The 22218-nt window shown below is 74.4% G+C and carries 19 protein-coding genes (1 of these 19 only partly in view); 14 read left to right on the top strand and 5 right to left on the bottom strand.

Annotated features, from left to right (window positions below):
- Nucleotides 1-288, top strand: the final stretch of a protein-coding gene (gene lon / locus IPL61_07525; protein ID MBK9031173.1) for an endopeptidase La. 2118 nt of this gene lie to the left of the window's left edge; only the last 288 of its 2406 coding nucleotides appear in the window; the start codon falls outside the window, past its left edge; the stop codon is at nucleotides 286-288.
- A 263-nt stretch (nucleotides 289-551) separates the two neighbouring features.
- Here the strand turns inward: lon and IPL61_07520 are convergent, their stop codons facing one another.
- Complete coding sequence (locus tag IPL61_07520; protein ID MBK9031172.1) at nucleotides 552-1493, bottom strand: PD40 domain-containing protein; 942 nt, start codon at nucleotides 1491-1493, stop codon at nucleotides 552-554.
- 396 nt (nucleotides 1494-1889) lie between these two features.
- Between IPL61_07520 and dnaK the strand changes: the two genes are divergently transcribed.
- From dnaK to IPL61_07500, 4 genes are all read left to right on the top strand, one after another.
- A complete protein-coding gene (dnaK, locus tag IPL61_07515) occupies nucleotides 1890-3800 on the top strand; it encodes a molecular chaperone DnaK (protein ID MBK9031171.1) in 1911 nt (636 codons plus the stop codon).
- 726 nt (nucleotides 3801-4526) lie between these two features.
- Complete coding sequence (locus IPL61_07510; protein MBK9031170.1) at nucleotides 4527-5486, top strand: hypothetical protein; 960 nt, start codon at nucleotides 4527-4529, stop codon at nucleotides 5484-5486.
- A gap of 74 nt (nucleotides 5487-5560) precedes the next feature.
- Nucleotides 5561-7114: a beta-lactamase family protein gene (locus tag IPL61_07505; protein ID MBK9031169.1), complete on the top strand. Its 1554-nt coding sequence runs from the start codon at nucleotides 5561-5563 to the stop codon at nucleotides 7112-7114.
- A gap of 49 nt (nucleotides 7115-7163) precedes the next feature.
- A complete protein-coding gene (locus IPL61_07500; protein ID MBK9031168.1) occupies nucleotides 7164-7985 on the top strand; it encodes a penicillin-insensitive murein endopeptidase in 822 nt (273 codons plus the stop codon).
- A 14-nt stretch (nucleotides 7986-7999) separates the two neighbouring features.
- Here IPL61_07500 and IPL61_07495 read toward each other — a convergent pair whose 3' ends face one another.
- Nucleotides 8000-8512, bottom strand: coding sequence for a hypothetical protein (locus IPL61_07495; protein ID MBK9031167.1), 513 nt, complete (start codon nucleotides 8510-8512; stop codon nucleotides 8000-8002).
- Nucleotides 8513-8853: 341 nt separating this feature from the next.
- Between IPL61_07495 and IPL61_07490 the strand changes: the two genes are divergently transcribed.
- From IPL61_07490 to purD, 4 genes are all read left to right on the top strand, one after another.
- The gene (locus IPL61_07490; GenBank protein ID MBK9031166.1) at nucleotides 8854-9549 is read left to right on the top strand and encodes a MerR family transcriptional regulator; all 696 of its coding nucleotides are present in this window, start codon (nucleotides 8854-8856) and stop codon (nucleotides 9547-9549) included.
- A 59-nt stretch (nucleotides 9550-9608) separates the two neighbouring features.
- Nucleotides 9609-10304, top strand: coding sequence for a hypothetical protein (locus IPL61_07485; protein ID MBK9031165.1), 696 nt, complete (start codon nucleotides 9609-9611; stop codon nucleotides 10302-10304).
- A 101-nt stretch (nucleotides 10305-10405) separates the two neighbouring features.
- Nucleotides 10406-12055, top strand: coding sequence for a bifunctional phosphoribosylaminoimidazolecarboxamide formyltransferase/IMP cyclohydrolase (gene purH, locus IPL61_07480; protein MBK9031164.1), 1650 nt, complete (start codon nucleotides 10406-10408; stop codon nucleotides 12053-12055).
- A 319-nt stretch (nucleotides 12056-12374) separates the two neighbouring features.
- Complete coding sequence (gene purD / locus IPL61_07475) at nucleotides 12375-13625, top strand: phosphoribosylamine--glycine ligase (GenBank protein MBK9031163.1); 1251 nt, start codon at nucleotides 12375-12377, stop codon at nucleotides 13623-13625.
- A 46-nt stretch (nucleotides 13626-13671) separates the two neighbouring features.
- On the opposite strand, the gene IPL61_07470 is transcribed toward purD, so the two are convergent.
- The gene (locus tag IPL61_07470) at nucleotides 13672-14814 is read right to left on the bottom strand and encodes a hypothetical protein (protein ID MBK9031162.1); all 1143 of its coding nucleotides are present in this window, start codon (nucleotides 14812-14814) and stop codon (nucleotides 13672-13674) included.
- 290 nt (nucleotides 14815-15104) lie between these two features.
- Between IPL61_07470 and IPL61_07465 the strand changes: the two genes are divergently transcribed.
- From IPL61_07465 to IPL61_07445, 5 genes are all read left to right on the top strand, one after another.
- A complete protein-coding gene (locus IPL61_07465; GenBank protein MBK9031161.1) occupies nucleotides 15105-16019 on the top strand; it encodes a MerR family transcriptional regulator in 915 nt (304 codons plus the stop codon).
- Nucleotides 16016-17074 (top strand): alpha/beta hydrolase, encoded by a 1059-nt coding sequence (locus IPL61_07460; protein ID MBK9031160.1) that lies wholly within the window; start codon nucleotides 16016-16018, stop codon nucleotides 17072-17074. Before IPL61_07465 ends, IPL61_07460 begins: the two co-directional genes overlap by 4 nt.
- Before the next feature lie 128 nt (nucleotides 17075-17202).
- On the top strand, nucleotides 17203-17673 hold the full coding sequence (locus tag IPL61_07455; GenBank protein ID MBK9031159.1) for a GNAT family N-acetyltransferase: 471 nt from the start codon (nucleotides 17203-17205) through the stop codon (nucleotides 17671-17673).
- 274 nt (nucleotides 17674-17947) lie between these two features.
- Nucleotides 17948-18760 (top strand): hypothetical protein, encoded by an 813-nt coding sequence (locus IPL61_07450; protein MBK9031158.1) that lies wholly within the window; start codon nucleotides 17948-17950, stop codon nucleotides 18758-18760.
- A 22-nt stretch (nucleotides 18761-18782) separates the two neighbouring features.
- Nucleotides 18783-20597, top strand: a complete 1815-nt coding sequence (locus IPL61_07445; protein MBK9031157.1) for an acyl-CoA dehydrogenase — start codon at nucleotides 18783-18785, stop codon at nucleotides 20595-20597.
- 362 nt (nucleotides 20598-20959) lie between these two features.
- On the opposite strand, the gene IPL61_07440 is transcribed toward IPL61_07445, so the two are convergent.
- Entirely contained in the window at nucleotides 20960-21670 is a 711-nt protein-coding gene (locus IPL61_07440; protein ID MBK9031156.1) for an N-formylglutamate amidohydrolase, read from the bottom strand.
- Nucleotides 21667-22203, bottom strand: a complete 537-nt coding sequence (locus IPL61_07435; GenBank protein ID MBK9031155.1) for a hypothetical protein — start codon at nucleotides 22201-22203, stop codon at nucleotides 21667-21669. Before IPL61_07435 ends, IPL61_07440 begins: the two co-directional genes overlap by 4 nt.
- Between the last annotated feature and the right edge of the window lie 15 nt (nucleotides 22204-22218).

The raw sequence follows: 22218 nt of genomic DNA, 5'->3' as shown, positions 1-22218 counted from the left end.
GTGCCGGTCCGGCCCGACGTCGCGATGACCGGCGAGATCACGCTGCGCGGCAACGTGCTGCAGATCGGCGGCCTCAAGGAGAAGCTCCTCGCGGCCCACCGCGCCGGCATCAAGCGGGTGATCATCCCCGACCGCAACATGAAGGACCTCATCGACGTCCCCGACGAGGTCAAGAACGAGATGGAGATCCTGCCGGTCAAGAAGATGGACGAGGTCCTGGCCTACGCGCTCAAGGACCCGCCGCAGTCGATCCTCGACCTGGCCGCGGCGGCCCGGGCCGACAGCTAGCCCGGGCGATCGACCGGACCGGCTGCGGCGCCCTGGCGCGTCGTCGCCGGCCCCGCCCGAGCGCCTGACGTACAAGGGGGACGCGCGGCCCCGGGGCCCCGTCGCGTGGGCCTCCTCGCGCGGCCGGATCGACCACCACCACCTGGAGCCGGACAGGGGGCGGTCGCCCACCGGGCCTGCGCTCGACGCCCCGGTGGGGGCGCGCGCCACGTCGTCATCGCCGGGCCGCGCTGGGCGAATCGGCCCGCTCGGACCGGCAGGCGCTACGGCGTGCGGTCGGCGACGTAGATGTCGAAGCCGCCGCTGCCGCCGCTGCGGTTGCTGTACAGGTAGAGGCGGCAGTCGTCTGGCGAGATCCAGGACGGGAAGTGGAGCCCCGGCGCGTCGACCGCGGACACCTGGGCGATGCTGCCGAACGGCACGGTGGTGGTCGGCCGGGTGCCCATCCAGACGTGGCTGTCGTTGGAGGTGGTAAGGCGGGTCGCGAACACGATGGTGAGTTCGTCGCCGCTCACCACCGGGGTCTGGCCGGCCACGCCGGCGACCTCGACCGGGGCGGCGAACGTGCCGCTGGACCCGCGGGCCGCGCGCCAGATCGGGCCGACGAAGCTGGTGCTCGAGAAATACAACGCTGACTCGTCAGGCAGGACGTAGACGCTCCCGACGTTCGCCACCGAGGCGAGCTCATCCACCGGGCCGACGTCGACGAACGGCGTCGTCGGTGATGCGCGCCGCGCTCGCCAGATCCGCGGGTCGGTCCCGACGCCAGCGATGAAGTACAGCGTCGACCCGTCGCCGGTGACGGTCGGGGAGGTGAAGGACTCGGTCGACTGGCCCAGGTCGAGCGGTGCCGGGACCGGGAAGTTCGACATGCGATCGCTGCGGGTCGCGATGGTGAGCCGCACGCTGTCGATCCGGCCGTACAACGTCAACTCGTCCGCCGACAGCCGGGCGTGGAGTTCGTTGTCGGGCGTGTTGACCCACAGCAGGGGCCGGGGCGTCGCCCAGGGGGCAGTCGGTGCGCACCGCGGGCCCGCGTCGAGCGGCGTTGGCGCGTCAACCGGGGGCATGCCGTCGGCGGCGTCGGCGAGCGGGGTGGCCGCGTCGGCGGCGTCGGCGAGCGGGGTGGCCTCGTCGCCAGCGCAGGCGCCGGCCAGGGCGAGGATGAGCCAGGGGTGTCGGCGCGGCGCGGGTGGCAGCAGCATGCCTGGTCGACGGGCGAGCATGGTCGATATTCCCACGAGCGCTGCTGCGACCGCGATTGGGCGCGCGTGGCCATCGTCACCGCCGAGGCGGCCGGGGCGGGGGGGCCGCGGCCGAGGACAATGCCGCGGCCCGGTGCGGGGCGTCGGCCAGTCGAGGATGCCGGGCGCCCCGCGCCGTAGGCCGAACGCCCCGCTGCCCGGTCCGCAGCGTTTCGATTCGAGGGCGCAGGTGGCTCGGCGGGCCGGGGACCCGGGTGGATCGAGCCTCGGCGCCCCCTGCATTCCTCGCACCGATCTCCGGTCCGGGTGTTGACCTGTACTTGGGTGGTGCTTAGGTTGCCCCGCATCCAAAAAGCCGGCGCATCAAGCAAGCCGGGACTCAGAGAGGGCAACGTCATGGGCAAGATCATCGGCATCGACCTCGGCACGACCAACTCCGTCGTCTGCATCATGGACGGCAAGGAGCCGAAGGTCATCACGAACGAAGAGGGCGCTCGGCTGACCCCGTCGGTGGTCGCGTTCGACGACCGCGGCGAGGTCCTGGTCGGGCAGATCGCCCGCCGCCAGGCCATCACCAACCCCGAGAACACCGTGTTCTCGTCCAAGCGGCTCATCGGCCGCAAGTTCTCCGACCCGGTCACCCAGGAGGAGCTCAAGCGGGTGCCGTACAAGGTCTCCGCGGGCGCCAACGGCGACTGCGTGATCGAGTGCCGCGGCAAGAAGATGTCGCCGCCCGAGATCTCGGCCCGCGTGCTGATGAAGCTCAAGCGCGCCGCCGAGGAGTACCTGGGCGAGCCCGTGACCGAGGCCGTCATCACGGTGCCGGCGTACTTCAACGACTCGCAGCGCCAGGCCACCAAGGACGCCGGGCGGATCGCCGGGCTCGACGTCAAGCGCATCATCAACGAGCCGACCGCGGCCGCGCTGGCGTACGGCCTCGACAAGGGCAAGGAGCACACCATCGCCGTGTTCGACATGGGCGGCGGCACCTTCGACATCTCGATCCTCGAGGTCGGCGACAAGGTGGTCGAGGTCATCTCGACCAACGGCGACACCCACCTCGGCGGCGACGACATCGACAACCGGGTCATGGACTGGCTGATCGCCGAGTTCAAGAAGGACACCGGCATCGACGTCGCGAAGGACAAGATGGTCCTGCAGCGCCTCAAGGAGGCGGCCGAGAAGGCCAAGATCGAGCTGTCGAACGTGCAGGAGACCGAGGTCAACCTGCCGTACCTGACCGCCGACGCCACCGGCCCCAAGCACCTGCTCAAGAAGCTGGCGCGCCCGGCCTTCGAGCGGATGATCGAGGACATCGTCGCCCGCGCGATGGAGCCGTGCAAGAAGGCCCTGGCCGACGCCGGCAAGAAGGCGGCGGACATCGACGAGGTCGTCCTGGTCGGCGGCTCGACCCGCATCCCGATGGTCGGCCAGCGCGTCAAGGACTTCTTCGGGCGCGAGCCCAACCGCACGGTCAACCCCGACGAGGTCGTCGCGCTCGGCGCCGCGGTCCAGGGCGGCGTCCTCACCGGCGACGTCAAGGACATCCTGCTGCTCGACGTCACGCCGCTGTCGCTGGCGATCGAGACCTACGGCGGCGTCGCCACCGTGCTCATCCCGCGCAACACGACCATCCCGACCCGCAAGGCCGAGACCTTCTCGACGGCCTCGGACAACCAGACCACGGTCGAGGTCCACGTCACCCAGGGCGAGCGCCCGATGTCGAAGGACAACAAGACGCTCGGCAAGTTCCAGCTCGGCGGCATCCCGCCGGCCCCGCGCGGCGTGCCGCAGATCGAGGTGTCGTTCGACATCGACGCCAACGGCATCCTCAACGTCACCGCCAAGGACAAGGCGACCGGCGCCGAGCGCAACATCCAGATCACCGCGTCGGGCGGCCTGTCCGAGGCCGACATCAAGCGCGCGGTCGACGAGGCCGCCAGCCACGAGGCCGAGGACAAGGCCCGCAAGGAGGCGATCGAGGCCCGCAACCAGCTCGACTCGCTGCTCTACGGCACGCGCAAGCTGGTCAAGGAGAACGAGGGCAAGTTGTCGGACGCCGACAAGCTCCAGGCCGAGGAGGAGTTCAAGAAGGCCGACGAGGTGCTCGAGGCCAACAAGGAGCCGAGCGAGCCCGAGGCGCTGCGGGCGGCGTTCGAGTCGCTCCAGGCCGTGGCCCACAAGATCGCCGAGTCGATGTACAAGTCGGCCGGCGGGCCCGGTGACGGCGCGCCCGAGGGCGAGCCCGAAGCCGCGAGCGGCGGCGCCGACGACGTGATCGACGCCGACTTCACCGACAAGACCTGATCGCGACCGGGCCCTCGCCCGGACCGCCGGGCCTCGCCCGGACCTCGACGCCCGCCGCTGACCCGGCGGGCGGTCGTCGTTTGGGCTGGGGTCGGCGCGTCGGGTGTCGCGCGTCGCTGACCCGGCGGGCGGTCGTCGTTTGTGCGCCCAGCAGGCGTCGGCGCGTCGGGTGTCAGCCGATCGGGAGCTGGGCCGACCCCCGGGTGTCAGCCGATCGTCGCGGGGGCCTGACGCGTCGGGTGTCAGCCGATCGGGAGCTGGGCCGACGCCCCGGGTGTCAGCCGATCGTCGCGGGGCCGGCGCGGCGGGTGTCAGCCGATCGTCGCGGGCCAGCGCGTCGGGTGTCCCGCGCGGCGGGTGTCAGCCGATCGTCGCGGGGCCGCGCGGCGGGTGTCAGCCGATCGTCGCGGGCCCGCGCGGCGGGTGTCCCGCGCGGCCGCGCGGCGGGTGTCAGCCGATCGTCGCGGGCCCGCGCGGCGGGTGTCAGCCGATCGTCGCGGGGCCCGATCGCGCGGGGCCAGCGCGGCGGGTGTCAGCCGATCGTCGCGGGGCGACGGCGCGGCGGGTGTCAGCCGATCGTCGCCGAAAACCGGTGCCCGGCGCGACCTCGCGGTCAGGTCCTGGTGAGGATCGCCCGCGGTGTCAGCCGGTCACCGCTGGCAGGCGCGCGAGCGGCGGATCTGACGCGGCCGGGGCCTCGGCACTCGGTATGCAAGGGATCGAGGCATGCTGCGCTCGATCTTGGTCCGCATGGTGCCGCTCGCGGTCGTCGCCTGTACCAGCACCGCCGATCCTGCCGGCGATGGCGGCGGTGGCTGCGGCTCGTCGACCCAGGGGAACCTGGGCGTCGGGAGCTTCAGCGCCGTCGACTGCACCGAGTCGGACTGCCTGGCGGTGCGCGCGCTCGCCGCGAACAGCCGCGAGCGCTTGATCTTCGACGGCACCTACGAGCCGGTGCGGCGGATCGAGTCGAGCGACCCCGGGGTCGTGCGCATCGACGCGATGCTGACGCAGGTCGACGAGGAGACCCGCTTCGACGTCACCGCGGTGGCGCCGGGCCAGGCCGAGCTGATCGTCCACGGCGCCGACGTGATCGATCGCCTGACGGTGACCGTGGCCGAGGTCGGCCAGGTCGAGCTGCGCGTGACGGAGCGGATCGCCGAGGGCGGGCTCGGCCTCGTGACGAGCTCGGCCCGCGGCGTCGACGGCGCGCCGCGCATCGGCCGCGGCGGCTCCACGCTCACCGTGCCGCCGGGCCTGACCGCGCTGCCGGCCGACCTCGGCACCGGCGGGCTGTTCCTGTCCTCCGAGGGCCCGGCCTACGAGCTGCGGGCCGACGTGCCCGGGGCGTACGCGGTGTCGTCCGATCACACCGCGGCCGGCTGGTCCGCGCCGGTCGAGGTGATCGCCGCCGATCGGATCGTGCGCGCGCGGGTCGACAGCACCGGGTTCATGGCCTCGTCGCCTGGCGGCTTCCTCGCCTTCGTGTTCCCGCAGGGGCTCGACGACGCCGGCGCCGACCTGGTGGCCGTGCCGTGCGCGTGGACGACCTCGCGCCCGGTCGCGCTCACGGCCCTGACGCCCATCGGCGTGATCGTGGCGTCGGCGACCGCCGACCCGGTGACGCTGACGTGCACGTACGACCAGCGGGTCCTCGGCTCGGTCGTGGTCGCGCCCGCGACCTGACTGGATCGCCCGCAACCGTGGGCCGATGTGGTTGTCTCGGAGCCGTGTCCAGCTCGACCGCGCATCGTTGGGGCGTGCTCATCGCGATCGCCGCGGGCGCGTGCGGGGCCCGTCCGCGGCCGACGCCGGCGGTCGCGTCCCCGGTGGCGGGCGACGACGAGGTCCTGGCGGGGCCGGTGCGCCCGCTCGACGTCGCCGCGCTCGACGCGTTCATCGATGACGCGCGCGCGCGCCTGGCGGTGCCCGGCGCGGCGGTCGCGATCACCCGCGACGGCGAGGTGATCTACCAGCACGTCGTCGGCGTCCGTCGGCTGGGCGAGCCGGCGCCGATCACCGTCGACACCCGGTTCCTGCTGGGCTCGGTCACCAAGCCGCTGACCACGCTCATGGAGGCGGCGCTGGTCGACGCCGGGGTCGTGCGCTGGGACGATCGCGTCACGACGCTCTTGCCGGGGTTCGCGCTGGCCGACGCCGCGCTGACCGCGCGCCTCGAGCTGTGGCACATGTCGTGCGCGTGCTCGGGCGTCGGGGCCCAGGACCTCGACAACATCTTCGAGGGCGAGGTCGGGCCCGAGGCCCGGCTGGCGGCGATGGCGACGATGCGGCCGACCGCGGCGCTCGGCGCCACCTACCAGTACTCGAACCTGATGGTCGCCGCCGGCGGCTACGCCGCGGCCCACGCCGCCGAGCCCGCCCGGGGCCTGGGCGACGCCTACGCCGCGGTGATGCAGCGGACCGTGTTCGATCCGATCGGCATGACCGCGACGACGCTCGCGCTCGACGCGGTCGAGCGCGGCGATCACGCCAGCCCGCACGCGCTCGCGCTCGACGGCACCACCCGCGCGATGCCGGTGGCGATCGAGGGCGGGGTCCGGTCGATCGCGCCGGCCGGCGCCGCCTGGTCGACGGTGCGCGACGTCGCGCGCTACGTCGCGACCGAGGCCGCCCGCGGCGTGGCGCCGGGCGGGCGGCGCGTGGTCTCGGCCGCGAACGTCGAGGCCCGGTGGCGCCGGCGGATCGCCGACGGCGACGGCCCCGACAGCGGCTACGGCCTCGGCGTCGGGGTCGACCGCTACCACGGGGTGCGCCTGCTCGGCCACGACGGCGGCGCGTTCGGGTTCGGCACGACGGTCGCGGTGCTGCCCGACCTCGGCGTCGGGGTCGTCATCCTCACCAACGTCCGCAACGGCGGCGCCGCCGAGCAGCTGCCGTTCAACGCGGTGGTCGAGCGCGCGGTGCTCGAGGCGCTGCTGGTCGGCGCGCGGCCCGAGGCCGCGGCGCGCCTGACCGCGCTGGTGCAGGCCCGGGCTGAGGCCGACGCCGCGGCCGGGCAGGGCGTCGAGCTCGCGCCGCCCCCGAGCTGGGCCGCGGGCCTGGCGGGCACCTACCGCGATCCGCGCCTGGGCGACGTGGTCGTCCGGCCCGCGGTCCACGGCGGCAGCTTCGACGCCGGCGAGTGGCGCAGCGACTTCGGGCGACGGGCGCGCCCCGACGGCGTGGTCGAGCTGGTGCTGGTCGATCCGCCGTTCGCGGGGACCGGCCTGGCGATCGAGGGCGACGCCGCCCACCTGCGGATCGTCGTGCCGGACGCGCTCGTGACGTACCGGCTCGAGCGCGTCGGGCCCTGACCTCGCCGCGGACTTGGCGCGCGCGCGCGCCTCGGTGCACAATGGCGACGTGCGGTGCCTGATGCTGTCCCTCGTCGCCGGGCTCGCGCTCGCCGCGAGCGCGTGCGTCGAGCTGGGCGTGGTCGGCGACGGCACGACGGTCTCGGTCGGCGGCGCCGCCGACGGGGTGCTGCTCGACGGCGCCGAGCTGCCCGACCGCGGGGTCGGCTACGAGGTGCCGGCGCGGTGGCGCGCGCGCGGCAGCCAGTGGGGCACCGACGAGCTGGTCGCGCTGGTGGTCGGCGCCGGCCGACGCGTGGCCGAGGACCTCCCCGGCGCGCGCATCGGCGTCGCCGACATGTCCCGGCGCGGCGGTGGCCCGGGCCCTCACCATCGCTCGCACCAGACCGGGCGCGACGTCGATCTGCTGTTCTTCGTCCGCGACCCCAGCGGCCGGCCGGTGGCGCTGACCGAGATGCGCCACTTCGGCGACGAGGGCCGCACCGTCGATGGCGGCCCGCCGCTCCGGTTCGACGTCGCCCGCACCTGGGTGCTGGTGCGCGCGCTGCTCGCCGATCGCGGCGTCGTGATCGACCACCTGTTCATCTACGCGCCGCTGCGCTCGCTCCTGCTCGATCACGCGCGCGCGATCGGCGAGCCCGAGGGCCTGGTCGCCTGGGCCGGCCAGGTGCTGTCCCAGCCCGGCGACTCGGCGCCCCACGACGATCACCTGCACGTGCGCATCCGCTGCCCGCTCAGCGACGGCCTGTGCGTCGACGGCGGCCGCGCGCGCGTCAAGAAGGCGCGCGCGATCGTCGCGGCCCGGGTCGCGACGACGCTGGCGGCCCACCCGATCGTCGGCTCACCCTGGCTGCGCGGCCCGCGCTGGTAGGCGGGCCCGCGCGATCACCGGCCGAGCGGGCGGACGCTCTGGGTCAGGCGGTCGAAGGTGCGGCGCAGCGCCGTGCGGGCGTCGGGGGTGTCGGTCGCCAGGATCACGCTGACGACGCGATCGCCGACGACGATCAGCGCGTGGCGCACGTATCGCCGGTTGCTGTCGTACTCGAGCTCGGGCGTGCGGCTCTGCTGCTGGGCGGTGACCCGCACGCCGAGCCCGTCGAGCCGCGCCCGCAGCCCCGCCATCGCCGCGGTCGGCTCGGACGAGCAGAACACCGCGTCGGGCTCGGTCCGGCAGCCCGGCACGATCCGATCGATCGCCACGACGATCCGCGCGCGCGGCGTCGACCGTGACAGCGTGAGCAGCACCCGCGGGTAGCCGCTCTTGTCGCTGACGCGCCAGCCGCGCGGCACCTCGAGGCGGACGCCGTCGTCGGGTGACGTGAACAGCTCGCCGTCGAGGTCAGCGCGGGCCGACCCGGCCACGCAGACCAGCACGATCGCGATGACGAGCGCGCGCATCTGCCGTCGACAGTAGCAGCCGCGTCGGCGCGCGCCGGGGCTTCGTCGACGACAAAGCGCATCTCCACTGAACAGAGTTGCAGCGGAATACTTGACTCTTTTGCTCGGCGTATTGTTGACCGACTATATTCACGCGAATACAGTGACGATACTTCAAGGGGACGATAGGCATTTCTCGACGGTAAACGAACGCGCTGACTCGAACGCTCCAACTCGACGCCGCTGACTCGATCGCACCGCACCACGCTCTGGGGACCACGTCGCGGTGCTCGCGCTCGCCCACCCGGCACCACCGCCTGTCGCGTCAGCCACGCCGCCACCCGCCCCGCACCAAGAACGCCATGACCACGCCGACCACCTCCATCGATCACGCGCTGCACGCCGGAGGCCCGCACCTGGGCTTCGACGGCGACGCGCTGATCATCGGTGGCGCCGGCCGGGTCGAGGCGCTCGTGGCCCGCCGCCGCCGCGGCGACGGCGCCCAGGCGCCCCGCGATCAGCTGACCGAGGCAGACCTCCGCGCCATCGAGGACACCTACGCCGACGGCATCACCGCGGTGCAGATCGTCGAGGTCTTCGTCAGCCGCGGCATCCGGTTCTCCGAGGCGACGTTCCGCAAGTACGTGCAGCAGGGCCTGCTGCCGCGCAGCCGCCGGATCGGCCGCAAGGGCAAGAACAAGGGCTCGCTCGGGATGTACCCGGCCAAGACCGTCCGCCGCATCGACCACGTCAAGCGGCTGATGGGCGAGGGCTACACGATCGAGCAGATCCAGGCCCAGTTCCTCCAGTTCACCGACCTGGTGGAGAACGTGTCCGAGGCGATCGACGTCCTGCTCGAGCGCCTCGACGAGGACCTCGCCGCGCCGGCGCTCGAGGCCGCCGCGCGCCGGGGCCTGGCGAAGGACATGGCCGAGGCCCGCCGCCTCGGCGAGGACCTGGTGACGCGGCTGACCGCGCTCACCCAGCGGGCGCTGGCCCCGCGCGCGGCCGAGCTGCGCAAGGCCGGCGCCGCCGACGACGCCGAGGATCTGTTGTGACGACCGCAGGGCTGGACGAGGAGGCCGCCCGGGATGACGCGAACCGAAGGAGCACGCCGATGATCGACCACGAGGATGACAAGGGGAAGCGCCGCCTGGCCCGCGGCAGCCTCGCGCCCACCGGGGCGCGCGCCGACGCCGCCCGGCCCGAGCTCGCCGACGAGCTCGAGGCCGCCGATCCGTCCGACGACGACGACGACGACCTCGACGACGAGCCCGACGCCGAGCTCGACGACGCCGAGGTGGTCGCCGACGGCGACGCCGAGGTCACGGTCGCCGGCGTCGACGGTGAGGTGCCCGAGCTGTCGCGCAAGATCCGTCGCCGTCGGCGCCGGACCCGGCCGCGCTCCAAGACCATCGCGATGAAGCGGCTGACGCGGGAGGAGCTGCGCCAGGGCGCGCTCATGTACCCGCCGGACGACGAGCCGCGCCCGCGCACCCGCGCCGAGTGCAAGGAAGAGCTGCGGCCGTGCCCGTGGGTGGCCTGCAAGTTCCACCTGTACCTCGACGTCAACCCGGAGACCGGGTCGATCAAGATCAACTTCCCCGAGCTCGAGCCGTGGGACCTGCCCCACACCTGCTCGCTCGACATCGCCGAGCGCGGCGGCATCACGCTCGAGGAGGTCGGCGAGATCATGAACCTGACCCGCGAGCGCATCCGGCAGGTCGAGGTCCGCGGCCTGCTCCGGCTCAAGATGGCGTCGCCGTCGCCCGAGGAGATCGGCGCCGCGCTGGTCCGCCGCCCCGGTCAGTGACGCGGCCTCGGCGTACGACCGATCCCGGCTCGGCTTGACCCCCTCGCCTGGCACCTGCTAGGCACGGCCACGTCGCATCTCGGCGACGCGAGGTGGTCGTCATGCATCGTTCTCTCCCCTCGGATTCAATCCCCGGCGCCGTCACCCTGCGGCGCGCGCTGATCTCGGTGTCCGACAAGCGCGGCGTGGTCGAGCTCGGCGCCGCCCTGGCCGCGCGCGGCGTCGAGATCCTGTCGACCGGCGGCACGGCCTCGGCCCTGGCCGCCGCCGGCGTGCCGGTCGTCCAGGTGTCGGCGTGGACCGGCGCGCCCGAGATCCTCGACGGGCGCGTCAAGACGCTGCACCCCAAGGTCCACGGCGGCCTGCTCGGGCGGCCGATCGCGGCGCACCAGGCCGAGATGGCGGCCCACGGCATCGAGGCGATCGACCTCGTGGTCGTGAACCTGTACCCGTTCGAGGCGGCGATCGCGCGCCCCGACGTGACCTACGGCGACGCGATCGAGAACATCGACATCGGCGGGCCGGCGATGCTGCGCTCGGCCGCGAAGAACCACGAGCGGGTCACCGTCGTGGTCGACCCCGACGACTACGCCGGGCTGATCGCCGAGCTGGCGGCCGCCGACGGCGCGGTCTCGGCCCCGCGGCGGCTGGCGCTGGCCCGCAAGGCCTTCGCGCACACCGCCGCCTACGACGGCGCGATCGCCGCCTACCTGGGCGCGGTCGCCGACGACGCGGTCACGCGGCCGACGGTGGCGCCGGCGCGCGCGCCGTACCCGACCACGCTGACCGTGCAGTGGCACAAGCAGTACGACCTGCGCTACGGCGAGAACCCGCACCAGACCGCCGCGTTCTACGCCGACCGGGCGTCGCCGCTGCCGCGGGTGCCGGCCACGCGCCCGAGCCTGGCGACCGCCGAGGTGCTCGGCGGCAAGCAGCTCTCGTACAACAACCTGCTCGATCTCGACGCGGCGCTCGGCCTCGCGCTCGAGTTCGCGGCCGAGGCGCGCCCGGCGGCGATCGTCGTCAAGCACAACAACCCGTGCGGGGTCGCGCTCGGCGACAGCCTCGCCGCCGCGTACGTGCGCGCGCGCGCGGCCGATCCGGTCAGCGCGTTCGGCGGCATCGTCGCGGTGACCCGGCCGGTCGACGCGGAGCTGGCCGCGCTCCTGGCCGAGACGTTCCTCGAGTGCGTGATCGCGCCGGGCTACTCCGACGAGGCGCGCGCGGTCCTCGCGGGCAAGAAGAACCTGCGGCTGGTGGCGGCGACCGGCACCTGGGCGGTCGACACCGCGACCGTCGCGAGCGTGCGGACGATCGCCGGCGGCGCGCTGGTCCAGACCGTCGACGCCGCCTGGGTCGACCTCGCCGGCGCGCGCGTCGCCACCCGGCGCGCGCCCGACGCCAGCGAGCTGGCCGACCTGGCGTTCGCGTGGCGCGTCGGCAAGCACGTCAAGTCCAACGCGATCGTGTTCGCGCGCGACGGCGTGACCCTGGCCATCGGCGCGGGCCAGATGAGCCGGGTCGACTCGGTCAAGATCTGCGAGCGCAAGGCCGGCGACGCCCTGCGCGGCAGCGTCGTCGCCTCCGACGCGTTCTTCCCGTTCCGCGACGGCCTCGACGTGCTGGCCGCGGCCGGCGCCCGCGCGGTGGCGCAGCCCGGCGGCTCGGTGCGCGACGACGAGGTCACCGCCGCCGCCGACGAGCACGGCCTCGCGATGGTGATGACCGGGACGCGGCACTTCAGACATTGAGGGTCTGTCGCCATTGAGGTCTGTCGCCAGACCCTCCCCCCGCCGGGGGCAAGCCCCGACGGGGCCCCCCACCCGAGACGGCTGTGCGCCGGACCCCGGGGCGACGCGCGACGATCGGGCGGCACGAGCGACGTGAACCAGACACCAGCGACGCGACCCAGGCACCAGCGACGCGACCCAGCCACCAGCGACGTGACCCAGCCACGAGCGACGTGAACCAGCACCAGCGACGCGAACCAGCCACCAGCGACGCGAACTAGACACCAGGGACGCGACCTCTCCCGTCCGTGAGCCCTGACCCCGACCTTCGGAGCGCCCCATGAAGATCCTTGTCGTCGGCAGTGGTGGTCGTGAGCACGCCCTGGCGTGGCGGCTCGCGCGCGGCGGCCACGCGGTGATCGCGGCGCCGGGCAACCCGGGCATCGCGGCGGTGGCCGAGTGCGTCGCGGTCGGCGTCGGCGATCTCGCCGGCCTCGAGGCCCTGGCGATCGCGCGCGGCGTCGACCTGGTCGTGGTCGGGCCCGAGGCGCCGCTGGTCGCGGGCCTGGCCGACCGGCTGCGCGGGCAGGGCGTGCCGACGTTCGGGCCCGGCGCCGCCGGGGCCCAGCTCGAGGGTAGCAAGGCGTGGAGCAAGCAGTTCTTCGCCCGCCACGGCATCCGCACCGCGCGGTTCTTCGTGGTCGACGACGTCGCCGGCGCCGACGCGGCGATCGCCGCGCTCGGCGGCGCGTGCGTGGTCAAGGCCGACGGCCTGTGCGCGGGCAAGGGCGTCGTGGTCGCGGCCGACGGCGACGAGGCCCGGGCCGCGGCGGCCGCGATGCTCGACGGGCGCTTCGGCGCCGCCGGGCGTCGGCTGGTGATCGAGGCGAAGATCCGGGGCCGCGAGGTGTCGCTCCTGGCGCTGACCGACGGCGCGCAGCTCGAGGTGCTGGCGCCGGCCGAGGATCACAAGACGCTCCTCGACGGCGACCGCGGGCCCAACACCGGCGGCATGGGCACGGTCAGCCCGGCCTGGGTGCCGGACGAGGTCGTGGCGCGCGCGCGGGTCGAGATCCTCGAGCCGACCGTGCGCGGGCTCGCGGCCGAGGGCATCGACTACCGCGGCGTGCTCTACGCCGGCCTGATGGTCGAGCCCGACGGCACGCCGTGGCTCATCGAGTACAACTGCCGCTTCGGCGATCCGGAGACCCAGCCGGTCATGGCCCGCCTCGTCGGCGATCTCGGCGCGGTGCTCGCGGGCGCGGCCGCGGGCGCGATGCCCACCGGCGCGCTCGCGTGGGATCCGCGCACCGCGGTGTGCGTCGTCGTCGCCGCCGCCGGCTACCCCGAGGCGCCGCGCGCCGGCGATCCGATCGGCGGGCTCGACGGCCTCGACGCCGACGATCGCGTGGTGTTCCACGCCGGCACCGCCCGCGCCGACGGCGCGCTGGTGTCGGCCGGCGGCCGGGTCCTGGGCGTGACCGCGCTCGGCGCCGACGTCGCGGCCGCGCGCGCCCACGCCTACGCCGCGGTCGATCGGATCGACCTCGCCGGCCGCCAGGTGCGCCGCGACATCGGCCTGCGCGCGTGACCGGTCGGCGTCAGGCCGCCCCGGGGAGTTCAGCGCCTGGGGAAGCTCAGCGCTGCGCCTTCCAGCGCAGCAGCTCGATCGCGTTGTCGGCGTAGCCGGAGTCGCGCAGCGCCTGCTCCTTGGGCGAGTCGAACAGCGTGTGGATCATCAGGTCGTCGACGTCGAGGACGCCGATCGTGCCGCGGTCCTGGGTCAGCGCGCCGACGTGGCGCGGGAACAGGATCAGATCGCCCGGCCGCGGGAACGGCACCGGCGCGCCCGCGCGGTCGCGGTAGATGCCGTCGGCGGCGAGCGCGCCCTTGGCCAGCACCCGCGCGTCCTTCTTGAGCGACCCGGTCCAGCCGTAGGGGACCTTGATGCCGGCGCGGCGCGCGGCGTAGACCATCAGGTCGGCGCAGTCCGAGCCCTCGAGGTGCTCGCTCTGGTGCGCGCCGTCGCTGGGGCCGGCCGAGGCCCAGATGTACGGCTGCCCGAACATCTCGGTCAGGTAGCCGATGAACGTGTCGTCCTTGCGCACGGTGACGCGGTGGACGTCGTCGCGCAGGCCGCCAGCGGCGCGGGTGCGGCGGGCCTCGACGCCGGGGCTGGCGACGGTGTGATCGCCCTGGGTCGCGGTCACCTGGTAGCGCATGGTGCCGAGCCCGTGGCCGTGATCGGGCGTGAGCGTCGGGTGCACGTCGGCGGACAGCGCCCCGCCGCGCGCGGGCAGCGGCGTCGCCGCGTAGGGGATGGCCTCGTAGCGGAACGAGCCCGACGCGGTGTTCGACAGGTTGGCCTCGGTCGGCTCGATCTTGGCCCACGCCAGGGTCAGGGCCGGGGCCTCGGCCAGCGGCCGCGGCGCGAACGTGCGCTTGCCCCACGTGAGCCGCGGCGCGTCGGCGTAGATCACGCGGGCGCCGCCGTCGTCGACCTCGACCACCGCGTACAGCGTGACCGCCTGGTCGGCGCGCGCGCGCTTGGGCGTGGCGTCGGCGGCGCCAGCGTCACCGATCCGCGAGGCGATGCCGACCGCGACCACGCGCCCGCGGGCGTCGGCCCGGCCGACCGCGGCGGTCGTCGCCTGGGGCGGCGCGGGTCGGGCGGTCGGGGCCGACCGGTCGGCGGGGCGCCCCTGGGGCTGGCCGCGGGCCTCGCCGCGGCACGCGAGGGCGCCGACGATCCCGAACAGCAACGCGAGGCGCTTGGACATCGTGAACGTAGGACGCACGAGCGTGACGATTGTTTCATCGCCGTGAGCGCAGCGCACCACAGCGGTCGGCGACTGTTCGTCCTCGCGGCGGCCGCGGTCCTGTGGCCCGGCTGGGCGCGGCGGGCCGCGGTCACCAGCCGCGCGCGGGCGACGACGCCGTCGAGGCTGCGGCCGCGGCGGGGTAGGGCCGTCGGGCTGCGGCGCGCGGTTCGCGCTCGCGGTCGGGTCCGGATAGTGGAAAGTCGAACTTTCTACTTTCGGCCGTCCGGGCTTCCGCGTAGGTTCCGGCCGTGGCCCGGTCCCGCGCTCGTCTTGCTCCCCCGACCCAACCTGGGCGCGAAGGCCGGGCCACGTTCTCTTCCTCCTCCGCTGCGCCGCGCGCGACCCGCGCGCCGGCGACCCGCGCTGCGCCGCCGCCCGCGCTGGTGCGCATCTCGGATCTCGCGCGGCAGGCCGGCGTGCCGGCGGCGACGATCAAGCACTACATGCGCGAGGGCCTGCTGCCGCGCCCGAGCGCGCGCACCAGCCGCAACATGGCCTACTACGATCCCCGGCTGGCCGAGCGGGTCCGCGCGATCAAGGACCTCCAGACCCGTCGGTTCCTGCCGCTCAAGCTGATCCACGAGATCCTCGAGCCCGCGCCCTCGGCCGCGGTCCGCGCCGACGCCGACGCCGCGCTGCGCCGGCACCTCGGCGAGCTCGAGCCCGCGATCCGCGCCGGCGCCAGCGACGCCCAGGCCCGGCGCGGCCACGACCCCGCGGCCCGCACGACCGCCGAGGTGCTCGCGACCCTGGCGATCTCCGACGGCGAGCTCGCCGGCCTGGTCGAGGCCGGCCTGGCCACGCCTGACGCCGACGGGGTCTACCGCGGCGCCGACCTCGAGCTGCTCGAGGTCATCGACGAGACCCGCGCGCGCGGCCTCGGCGATCTGTTCCCGATGGCGATCCTCGGCCCGTACGCCGGCGCGGTGCGCGCGCTGGTGCGGACCGAGCTCGACCTGTTCCGCGCCCGGGTCCTGGCCGGCTCGGCGCTGCCGCCGCGGCCGCTCGACGAGATCGCCCGGGACGCCACCCGGCTCGGCGAGCGTCTCGTCGTCGCGATGCGCGCCAAGCTGGTCATCGACGAGCTGCGCGCGGTCGCGCGGCCGACCTCGCCCCCTGCACCCGCACCCGTCCGTCCGCCCTCGCCCCGGAGCCATCGATGACCAAGCTCGCCGTGCTCGCGTCGCTCACGTCCATGCTCGCCTGCGGCGGCGGCGGCAGCGGCGACGACGTCCCTGGCCCTGACGCCGCGGTCTCCCCCGACGGCGCGCTCGATCCCGATGGCGGCACCGCGCCCGACGCGCCCGGCCCCGGCCCCGACGCCAGCGGGGCCCGCGACCCGGGCCTGCCCGGCACGTACCGCGCGCTGGTGACCGCCTCGGTCTCGATCCCGGTCGCGAGCGGCACGATCGCCGGCACGGTGTGCGCGCCGTCGACCGACGGCGCGACCCCGGCGCCCGGGCCGTTCCCGCTGGTCGTCATCTCGCCCGGCTACCAGCTCGCGCGGGCGCAGTACCAGATCTACTGCGAGCACCTCGCCACGTGGGGCTACGTCGTGGTCACCCGCGACTACGCGGGCAGCGGGAACCACCAGGCCAAGGCCGCCGAGGTCGGCCGGGTGATCGACTGGGCCACCGGCGCCGCCAGCGGCCTGGCCGCGCGGATCGACGCCGCGCGCGTCGGCGTCGCCGGGCACTCGCTCGGCGGCAAGGTCAGCATCAACGCCGCGATCCTCGACCCGCGGGTCAAGGCCGTGGTCGGCTGGGATCCGGTCGACGCGCTGCCGCCGTTCGGCAACGACGGCTCGACGTCGGTGACGCCCGAGCTGATGGGCAACCTGCGCGTACCGCTGGCGGTGCTGGGCGAGACCACCGACGCGTCGGGCGGGCTCGGCGGGATGTCCTGCGCGCCCGCGGCCGACAACTACACCCAGTTCTACAACGCGGCGTGCAACGCCCCGACCGCGCTCGAGGTGACGATCGGCATGGCCGATCACATGGACTGGATCGGCGACCGCGCGAGCTGCGGCCTCGCGTGCTTCGCGTGCTCGAACGGCCAGACCCCCGAGGCCACGGTCCACACGATCACCTTCCGCGTGACGACCGCGTGGTTCGAGCGGCACCTGCGCGACGACGCGTCGGTGGCGAGCTACCTGGCGGCGCCGGCGATCGGCACGCCGACCACGCTGCGCAGCGGCGGACCGAGCTGCGCGCAGTGATCGCGCGCGCGTGACTGTCGGACCCATGTGGTACTGACCGCGCGATGATCGATCTCGCGCTGCCGTCCGCGATCTCTCGCACTCCGATGGCCCGCGCTGGCCGCGGTCCGCTGCCGGGGGCGCGAGCGGTGTCGCCGAGCGTCCGGCGGGCCCAGCCGGTCGATCTGCCGGCGCTGGCCCGGCTCATCAACCGCGCCTACGCGGTCGAGCGGTCGTTCGTCGCGGGCGAGCGCACCGACGTCGACCAGCTCACCGCCCAGCGCGAGCGCGGTCACTTCCTCGTGCTCGACGGCGCCAACGGCGAGCTGGTCGCCGCGGTCTACGTCCGCATCGACGACGATCGCGGCACGATCGGCGTCCTGGCGGTCGCGCCCGACTGCCAGGGCCGGGGCCTGGGCCGGCGGCTGGTCGCGGTGGCCGAGGCGCTGTGCGTCGCGGTCGGCTGCACCGCCGCCGAGCTCGCGATCGTCAACCTGCGCCAGGAGCTGGGCCCCTGGTACAAGAGCCAGGGCTACCGCGAGGTCGGCACCGCGCCGTTCGACCAGGGCCTGGCCACGCAGCCGTGTCACCTCGTCCGCATGCACAAGACGCTGGCTTGAGTCCCCGAGGGTTGGTCGCCAGGCAGGTGCAGGGGGTGCGCCGGACGTCCGAGGTCTCGTCCGGACCAGCCAGGCATCTCGAGGGGCAAGCCCCGCCGAGCCTCCCATCCAGGACGCGAGCCTCCCGGCGCGTAGCTCGGTGCTCGACCGAAATGCCTACGACGCTGATCTGCCCTGACGCGACGTGGCCTGACCTGCCCGCGACGTGACCTGACGTGACCTGACCTGCGCGGGTCGGGGCGCACGGGCCGGCCGCGGGTGTATCCTGCGGCGCATGCGCGCTGGTCTCGTGTTCGTGGTCGCGATCGTGGTGGCGAGCGTCGGCTGTAGCGACGACGTCGGCCTGCCGGACGCGCGGTTGCCCATCGACGCCGCGGCGCCCGGCCAGATCTCGATCACCTGGATGCTGGCCCACGCCGGGGCGCCCCAGACCTGCGGGTCGGTCGGCGCCACCGGGGTCACGGCCGAGCTGATCCCGGTCGGGGCCGCGTTCGGCGAGGTCGACGGCTGGAGCTGCGCCACCGGCAGCGGCACGACCCGCCCCCTGGAGATCGGCCTCTACGACGTGCGGGTGTCGGTCACCGGCGGCGGGCTCCTCGATGGCCCCGAGATCATGCGCGACGTCGAGGTCAAGTCGGGCCAGGTCACGGCGATCGGTCCGATCGCGTTCGACGTCGAGCCGACCGGGACCCTGGTGTTCCGCATCTCGACCGGCACGAACGGCAACTGCACCGACGTCGCGATGCAGGGCGCCGGCATCACGGCCACGACCCTCGAGCTGCGCGACGGCTCGGGCGCGTGCGTGCCGACCACCTTCGCGATCGCCGCCGGCGCCAGCCAGCCGGCCGGCACCTACGTCAGCGACTGCGCCGGCGCCAGCTACGGCTGCATCGCGACCGATCAGGACGTCACCGCCACCGACGTCCTGGCCGGCCAGCACGCGATGATCATCACCGGCGCCGTCGGCGCCGCGCCGTGCTGGACCCGGAACTCGCAGTTCGCGGTCCGGGCCGGCGGCCTCACCACCACCCTGACCCCGCAGCTGCTCGCGCTCGATCCGCTCATCCCCGGCTGCCCGACGCCGTGACGCGGAGTAGACTGCCGACGCGATGACCGCGCCGAGCCACTACATCCCCAACCTCAAGGACGTCTTCTTCAACCTGTTCGAGGTCCTCGGCATCGACCGAGACGTGCTCGGGCACGGACCGTTCGCGTCGTTCGACGCCGACAGCGCCCGGGCCTCGCTCGAGGGCCTCGCCGAGTTCGCCCAGACCCAGTTCGCGAGCTGCTTCGTCGAGGGCGACACCGTCGGCCTGACCTTCGACGGCGCCGGCGCCGTGACCCTGCCGGCCAGCTTCACCGCGGCCCTGCGCGCCTACTACCAGGACGGCTGGAACAAGCTCGAGCTGCCCGAGCACCTCGGCGGCTACGGCGCGCCGCCGTCGGTGGCCTGGGCCGCCTTCGAGCTCCTGTCGGGCGCCAACCCGGCCCTGACCTTCTACCTGCTGGGGAACTTCCACGCCAAGGTCGTCGACGAGCTCGGCACCGAGGCGCAGAAGGCGCGCTACCTGCGCAACCTCCTCGACCGGCAGTGGGGCGGCACGATGGTGCTGACCGAGCCCGACGCCGGCTCCGACGTCGGCGCCGGCACGACCAAGGCCGTCCACGTCGGCGGCGACGAGTACCACCTCGAGGGCGTCAAGCGCTTCATCACCAACGGCGACTTCGATCAGCCCGAGAACATCCTCCACCTGGTGCTGGCCCGGCCCGAGGGCGCGCCGCCCGGCACCAAGGGCCTGGGCATGTTCCTGGTGCCCAAGTTCTGGGTCGAGGCCGACGGCTCGCTCGGCGCCCGCAACGGCGCGGTCGTCACCAACGTCGAGCACAAGATGGGCATCAAGGGCTCGGCCACGTGCGAGCTGACGCTGGGCGCGACGACGCCGTGCCGCGGCCTCCTGGTCGGCAACGTCCGCGAGGGCATCGCCCAGATGTTCCACGTCATCGAGTACGCGCGCATGGGCGTCGCGACCAAGTCGATGGCGGCGCTGTCGACCGCGTACGGCAACGCCCTGGCCTACACCCGCATCCGCAAGCAGGGCGCCGATCTGGCGCGGGCCGCCGACAAGACCGCGCCCCGGGTCGAGATCATCCGCCACCCCGACGTGCGCCGGATGCTCATGCTGCAGAAGTCCTTCGCCGAGGGCCTGCGCGCGCTGATCCTCTACACCGCGCACGTCCAGGATCGGGTCATGCTGGCCGGCGGCTACGGCACGGCCGACGCCAAGGCCCTCGACGCCCGCAACGATCTGCTGCTGCCGCTGTGCAAGGGCTACGCGTCGGAGAAGGTCTTCGAGCTGCTCGGCGTCAGCCTGCAGTGCTTCGGCGGCTCGGGCTACTGCAGCGACTACCCGATCGAGCAGTACATCCGCGATCAGAAGATCGACACGCTCTACGAGGGCACGACCCACATCCAGGCGCTCGACCTGTTCTTCCGCAAGGTCGGCCGCGATCGCGGCGCGGCGCTGCAGGCGGTGATGGCCGACCTCGCCGCCGACGTGGCCGGGCTGCCGGCCGAGCTGGCCACCGAGGGCGCCGCGCTCACGCAGGCCGCCGCCGACGTCGGCGCGATCTTCATGGGCATGCTCGGCAAGCTCGGGCAGTCGCCGTACCACGTCGGCCTGCACGGCAACCGGATCCTGTTCGCGCTCGCCGAGCTGATCATCGGCTGGCGCCTGACCGTGAACGCGCGGGTGGCGCTGGCGGCCCGGGCCACCGCGCCCGAGCGCGAGCGGCCGTTCTACGACGGCAAGGTCGCGGCGGCGCGGTTCTTCGCGCTCGAGATCCTGCCCGGCATCAGCACCTCGCGCGGGATCATCGAGCGCGGCGAGCTGGGCCTGATGGCGCTGTCCGACGACGCCTGGTGACGCCGGCCGAGGGGCCGCGCGGGGTGGCCGACCTCGAGGGTGACCAGCGCGCTCAGGGCCCGCGCGTGAACAAGTCGATCGAGGATCGCGGACGAGGCGCCCGGATGGCAAGGCGACGGCGAGGACCGGAGGGGAGCGTCCTCGTTGGACGTGACCCGAGGACCGGAGCCGGCAACGCAGCCAGCCGGGATGGATCGGCCGCGAGACCGACCGAGTTGTTCACGCGCGGGCCCTTGCCTGCGCACGCGGTTCGCGCCGGCGCAGGTCGCGTGCGCGTGCCAGGCGGCGCCCGAGGACGTGGGCGCCCTCCTCGAGGTGTTCCTGGGGACCTGGGGCCCGGCGCGCTGAGGCCGAGCGCGCGCTCAGCCGGTCGTCCGGAGCTCGTCGAGCAGCGGCAGCAGCGCGGCCGCGACCCGGGCGCAGCCGTCGGGCGTGTCGACCAGCGCGTGCGAGGTCTCGAGCTCGATGCCGGCGTAGCGCGCCGGCACCAGGCGCTCGCGCAGCGACGTGCACAGCGCCGGGCCGGTGCCGCCGTAGGGCTGGTTGGCGCGGACCGCGAACCCGGCCGCGCGTAGGCCGAACTGCATCCGCTCGGCCAGGGCGGCCTCGAACGCGTGGGCGGGATCGTAGAGCACGCCCAGGTCGAAGCGCCGGCGCTCGGGATCGAGGGCGGGATCGAAGCTGTGCGACGACAGGTGCAGGCACGCGCCGATCGAGCGCAGGCGCCCGCGCACGTCGCGCTCGACCGCGGCCCAGTACGGCGCGTGGTAGGTGGCCAGGCGCGCGGCGCGGTCGGCGTCGGTCAGCGCGGCGTTGCCCGGCACTGGCTGGCCGTAGCTGACCCGCGGGACCGCGTCGGCGTGATCGGCCGCGCGGTTGAGATCGACCCACATCCGCGAGAACGCGCCGGTGTGGACCGCCAGGCCCAGGCCGCGCCCGAGGTCGGCGGCGATCGCGAACGCGCCCGGATCCCAGCTGGCCTGGCCGCGCAGCGCGTCGTCGTCGACGCCGAGGTCGACGCCGGGGGGCAGCGTCCACGACGCGTGCTCGCACGACAGCACCAGGCCGATCATCGCGGCCCCGCGTCGGCCAGCGTGGTGCGGGCGATCACCGCCAGGAAGTCGGGCCGGGCCGGGCGTCGGCGCAGCGCCAGCTCGAGCCAGCTCGCGACGAAGTGCGCGAGGTCGACGTAGTAGCGCGGGTCGTCGACGCCGGCGAACCCGACCAGCACCGCGCGCTGGTAGCCCGTGGCCTTCTTGTGCGCGGTGTACAGGTCCCAGCGCAGCGCGCCGCCGCTGGCCGCGATCACGCGCTCGCCCAGCCACAGGGTCACGTCGGCCGCGAGCCCGGTCCAGACCGCGCCGCCGATCGCCTCGGGGCCCGCCGCCGCCGCGGCGGTCACCAGCCACGCGCCCAGGCGCTCGGCGGCGTCGTCGCCGGCCAGCGCGACGTCGTGGCGCGCGGCCAGCGCGGTCAAGGCCGCGATCCGCTGGGCGCGGGCGTCGTGCAGGGCCGCGAACGCGGCCGCCGCTTGCTCGCGGCTGGCGTCGCGCAGGTCGCCGGCGACCGGCACGGTCAGCGGCTCCCAGCCGGACAGATCGAGCATCCGACGTTCTTACCG

It is taken from the genome of Myxococcales bacterium (assembly GCA_016717005.1).
Taxonomy (GTDB): Bacteria; Myxococcota_A; Polyangia; order Haliangiales; family Haliangiaceae; genus UBA2376.
This window is presented reverse-complemented; position numbering and strand designations above follow the sequence as displayed.

Coding starts and splice junctions, on each gene's coding strand:
- IPL61_07490 (MBK9031166.1), top strand. CDS start 8,854: ATGACCACGCCGACCACCTCCATCGATCACGCGCTGCACGCCGGAGGC.
- IPL61_07510 (MBK9031170.1), top strand. CDS start 4,527: ATGCTGCGCTCGATCTTGGTCCGCATGGTGCCGCTCGCGGTCGTCGCC.
- IPL61_07435 (MBK9031155.1), bottom strand. CDS start 22,203: ATGCTCGATCTGTCCGGCTGGGAGCCGCTGACCGTGCCGGTCGCCGGC.
- IPL61_07520 (MBK9031172.1), bottom strand. CDS start 1,493: ATGCTGCTGCCACCCGCGCCGCGCCGACACCCCTGGCTCATCCTCGCC.
- purH (MBK9031164.1), top strand. CDS start 10,406: ATGCATCGTTCTCTCCCCTCGGATTCAATCCCCGGCGCCGTCACCCTG.
- purD (MBK9031163.1), top strand. CDS start 12,375: ATGAAGATCCTTGTCGTCGGCAGTGGTGGTCGTGAGCACGCCCTGGCG.
- IPL61_07450 (MBK9031158.1), top strand. CDS start 17,948: ATGCGCGCTGGTCTCGTGTTCGTGGTCGCGATCGTGGTGGCGAGCGTC.
- dnaK (MBK9031171.1), top strand. CDS start 1,890: ATGGGCAAGATCATCGGCATCGACCTCGGCACGACCAACTCCGTCGTC.
- IPL61_07485 (MBK9031165.1), top strand. CDS start 9,609: ATGATCGACCACGAGGATGACAAGGGGAAGCGCCGCCTGGCCCGCGGC.
- IPL61_07460 (MBK9031160.1), top strand. CDS start 16,016: ATGACCAAGCTCGCCGTGCTCGCGTCGCTCACGTCCATGCTCGCCTGC.
- IPL61_07440 (MBK9031156.1), bottom strand. CDS start 21,670: ATGATCGGCCTGGTGCTGTCGTGCGAGCACGCGTCGTGGACGCTGCCC.
- IPL61_07445 (MBK9031157.1), top strand. CDS start 18,783: ATGACCGCGCCGAGCCACTACATCCCCAACCTCAAGGACGTCTTCTTC.
- IPL61_07495 (MBK9031167.1), bottom strand. CDS start 8,512: ATGCGCGCGCTCGTCATCGCGATCGTGCTGGTCTGCGTGGCCGGGTCG.
- IPL61_07470 (MBK9031162.1), bottom strand. CDS start 14,814: ATGTCCAAGCGCCTCGCGTTGCTGTTCGGGATCGTCGGCGCCCTCGCG.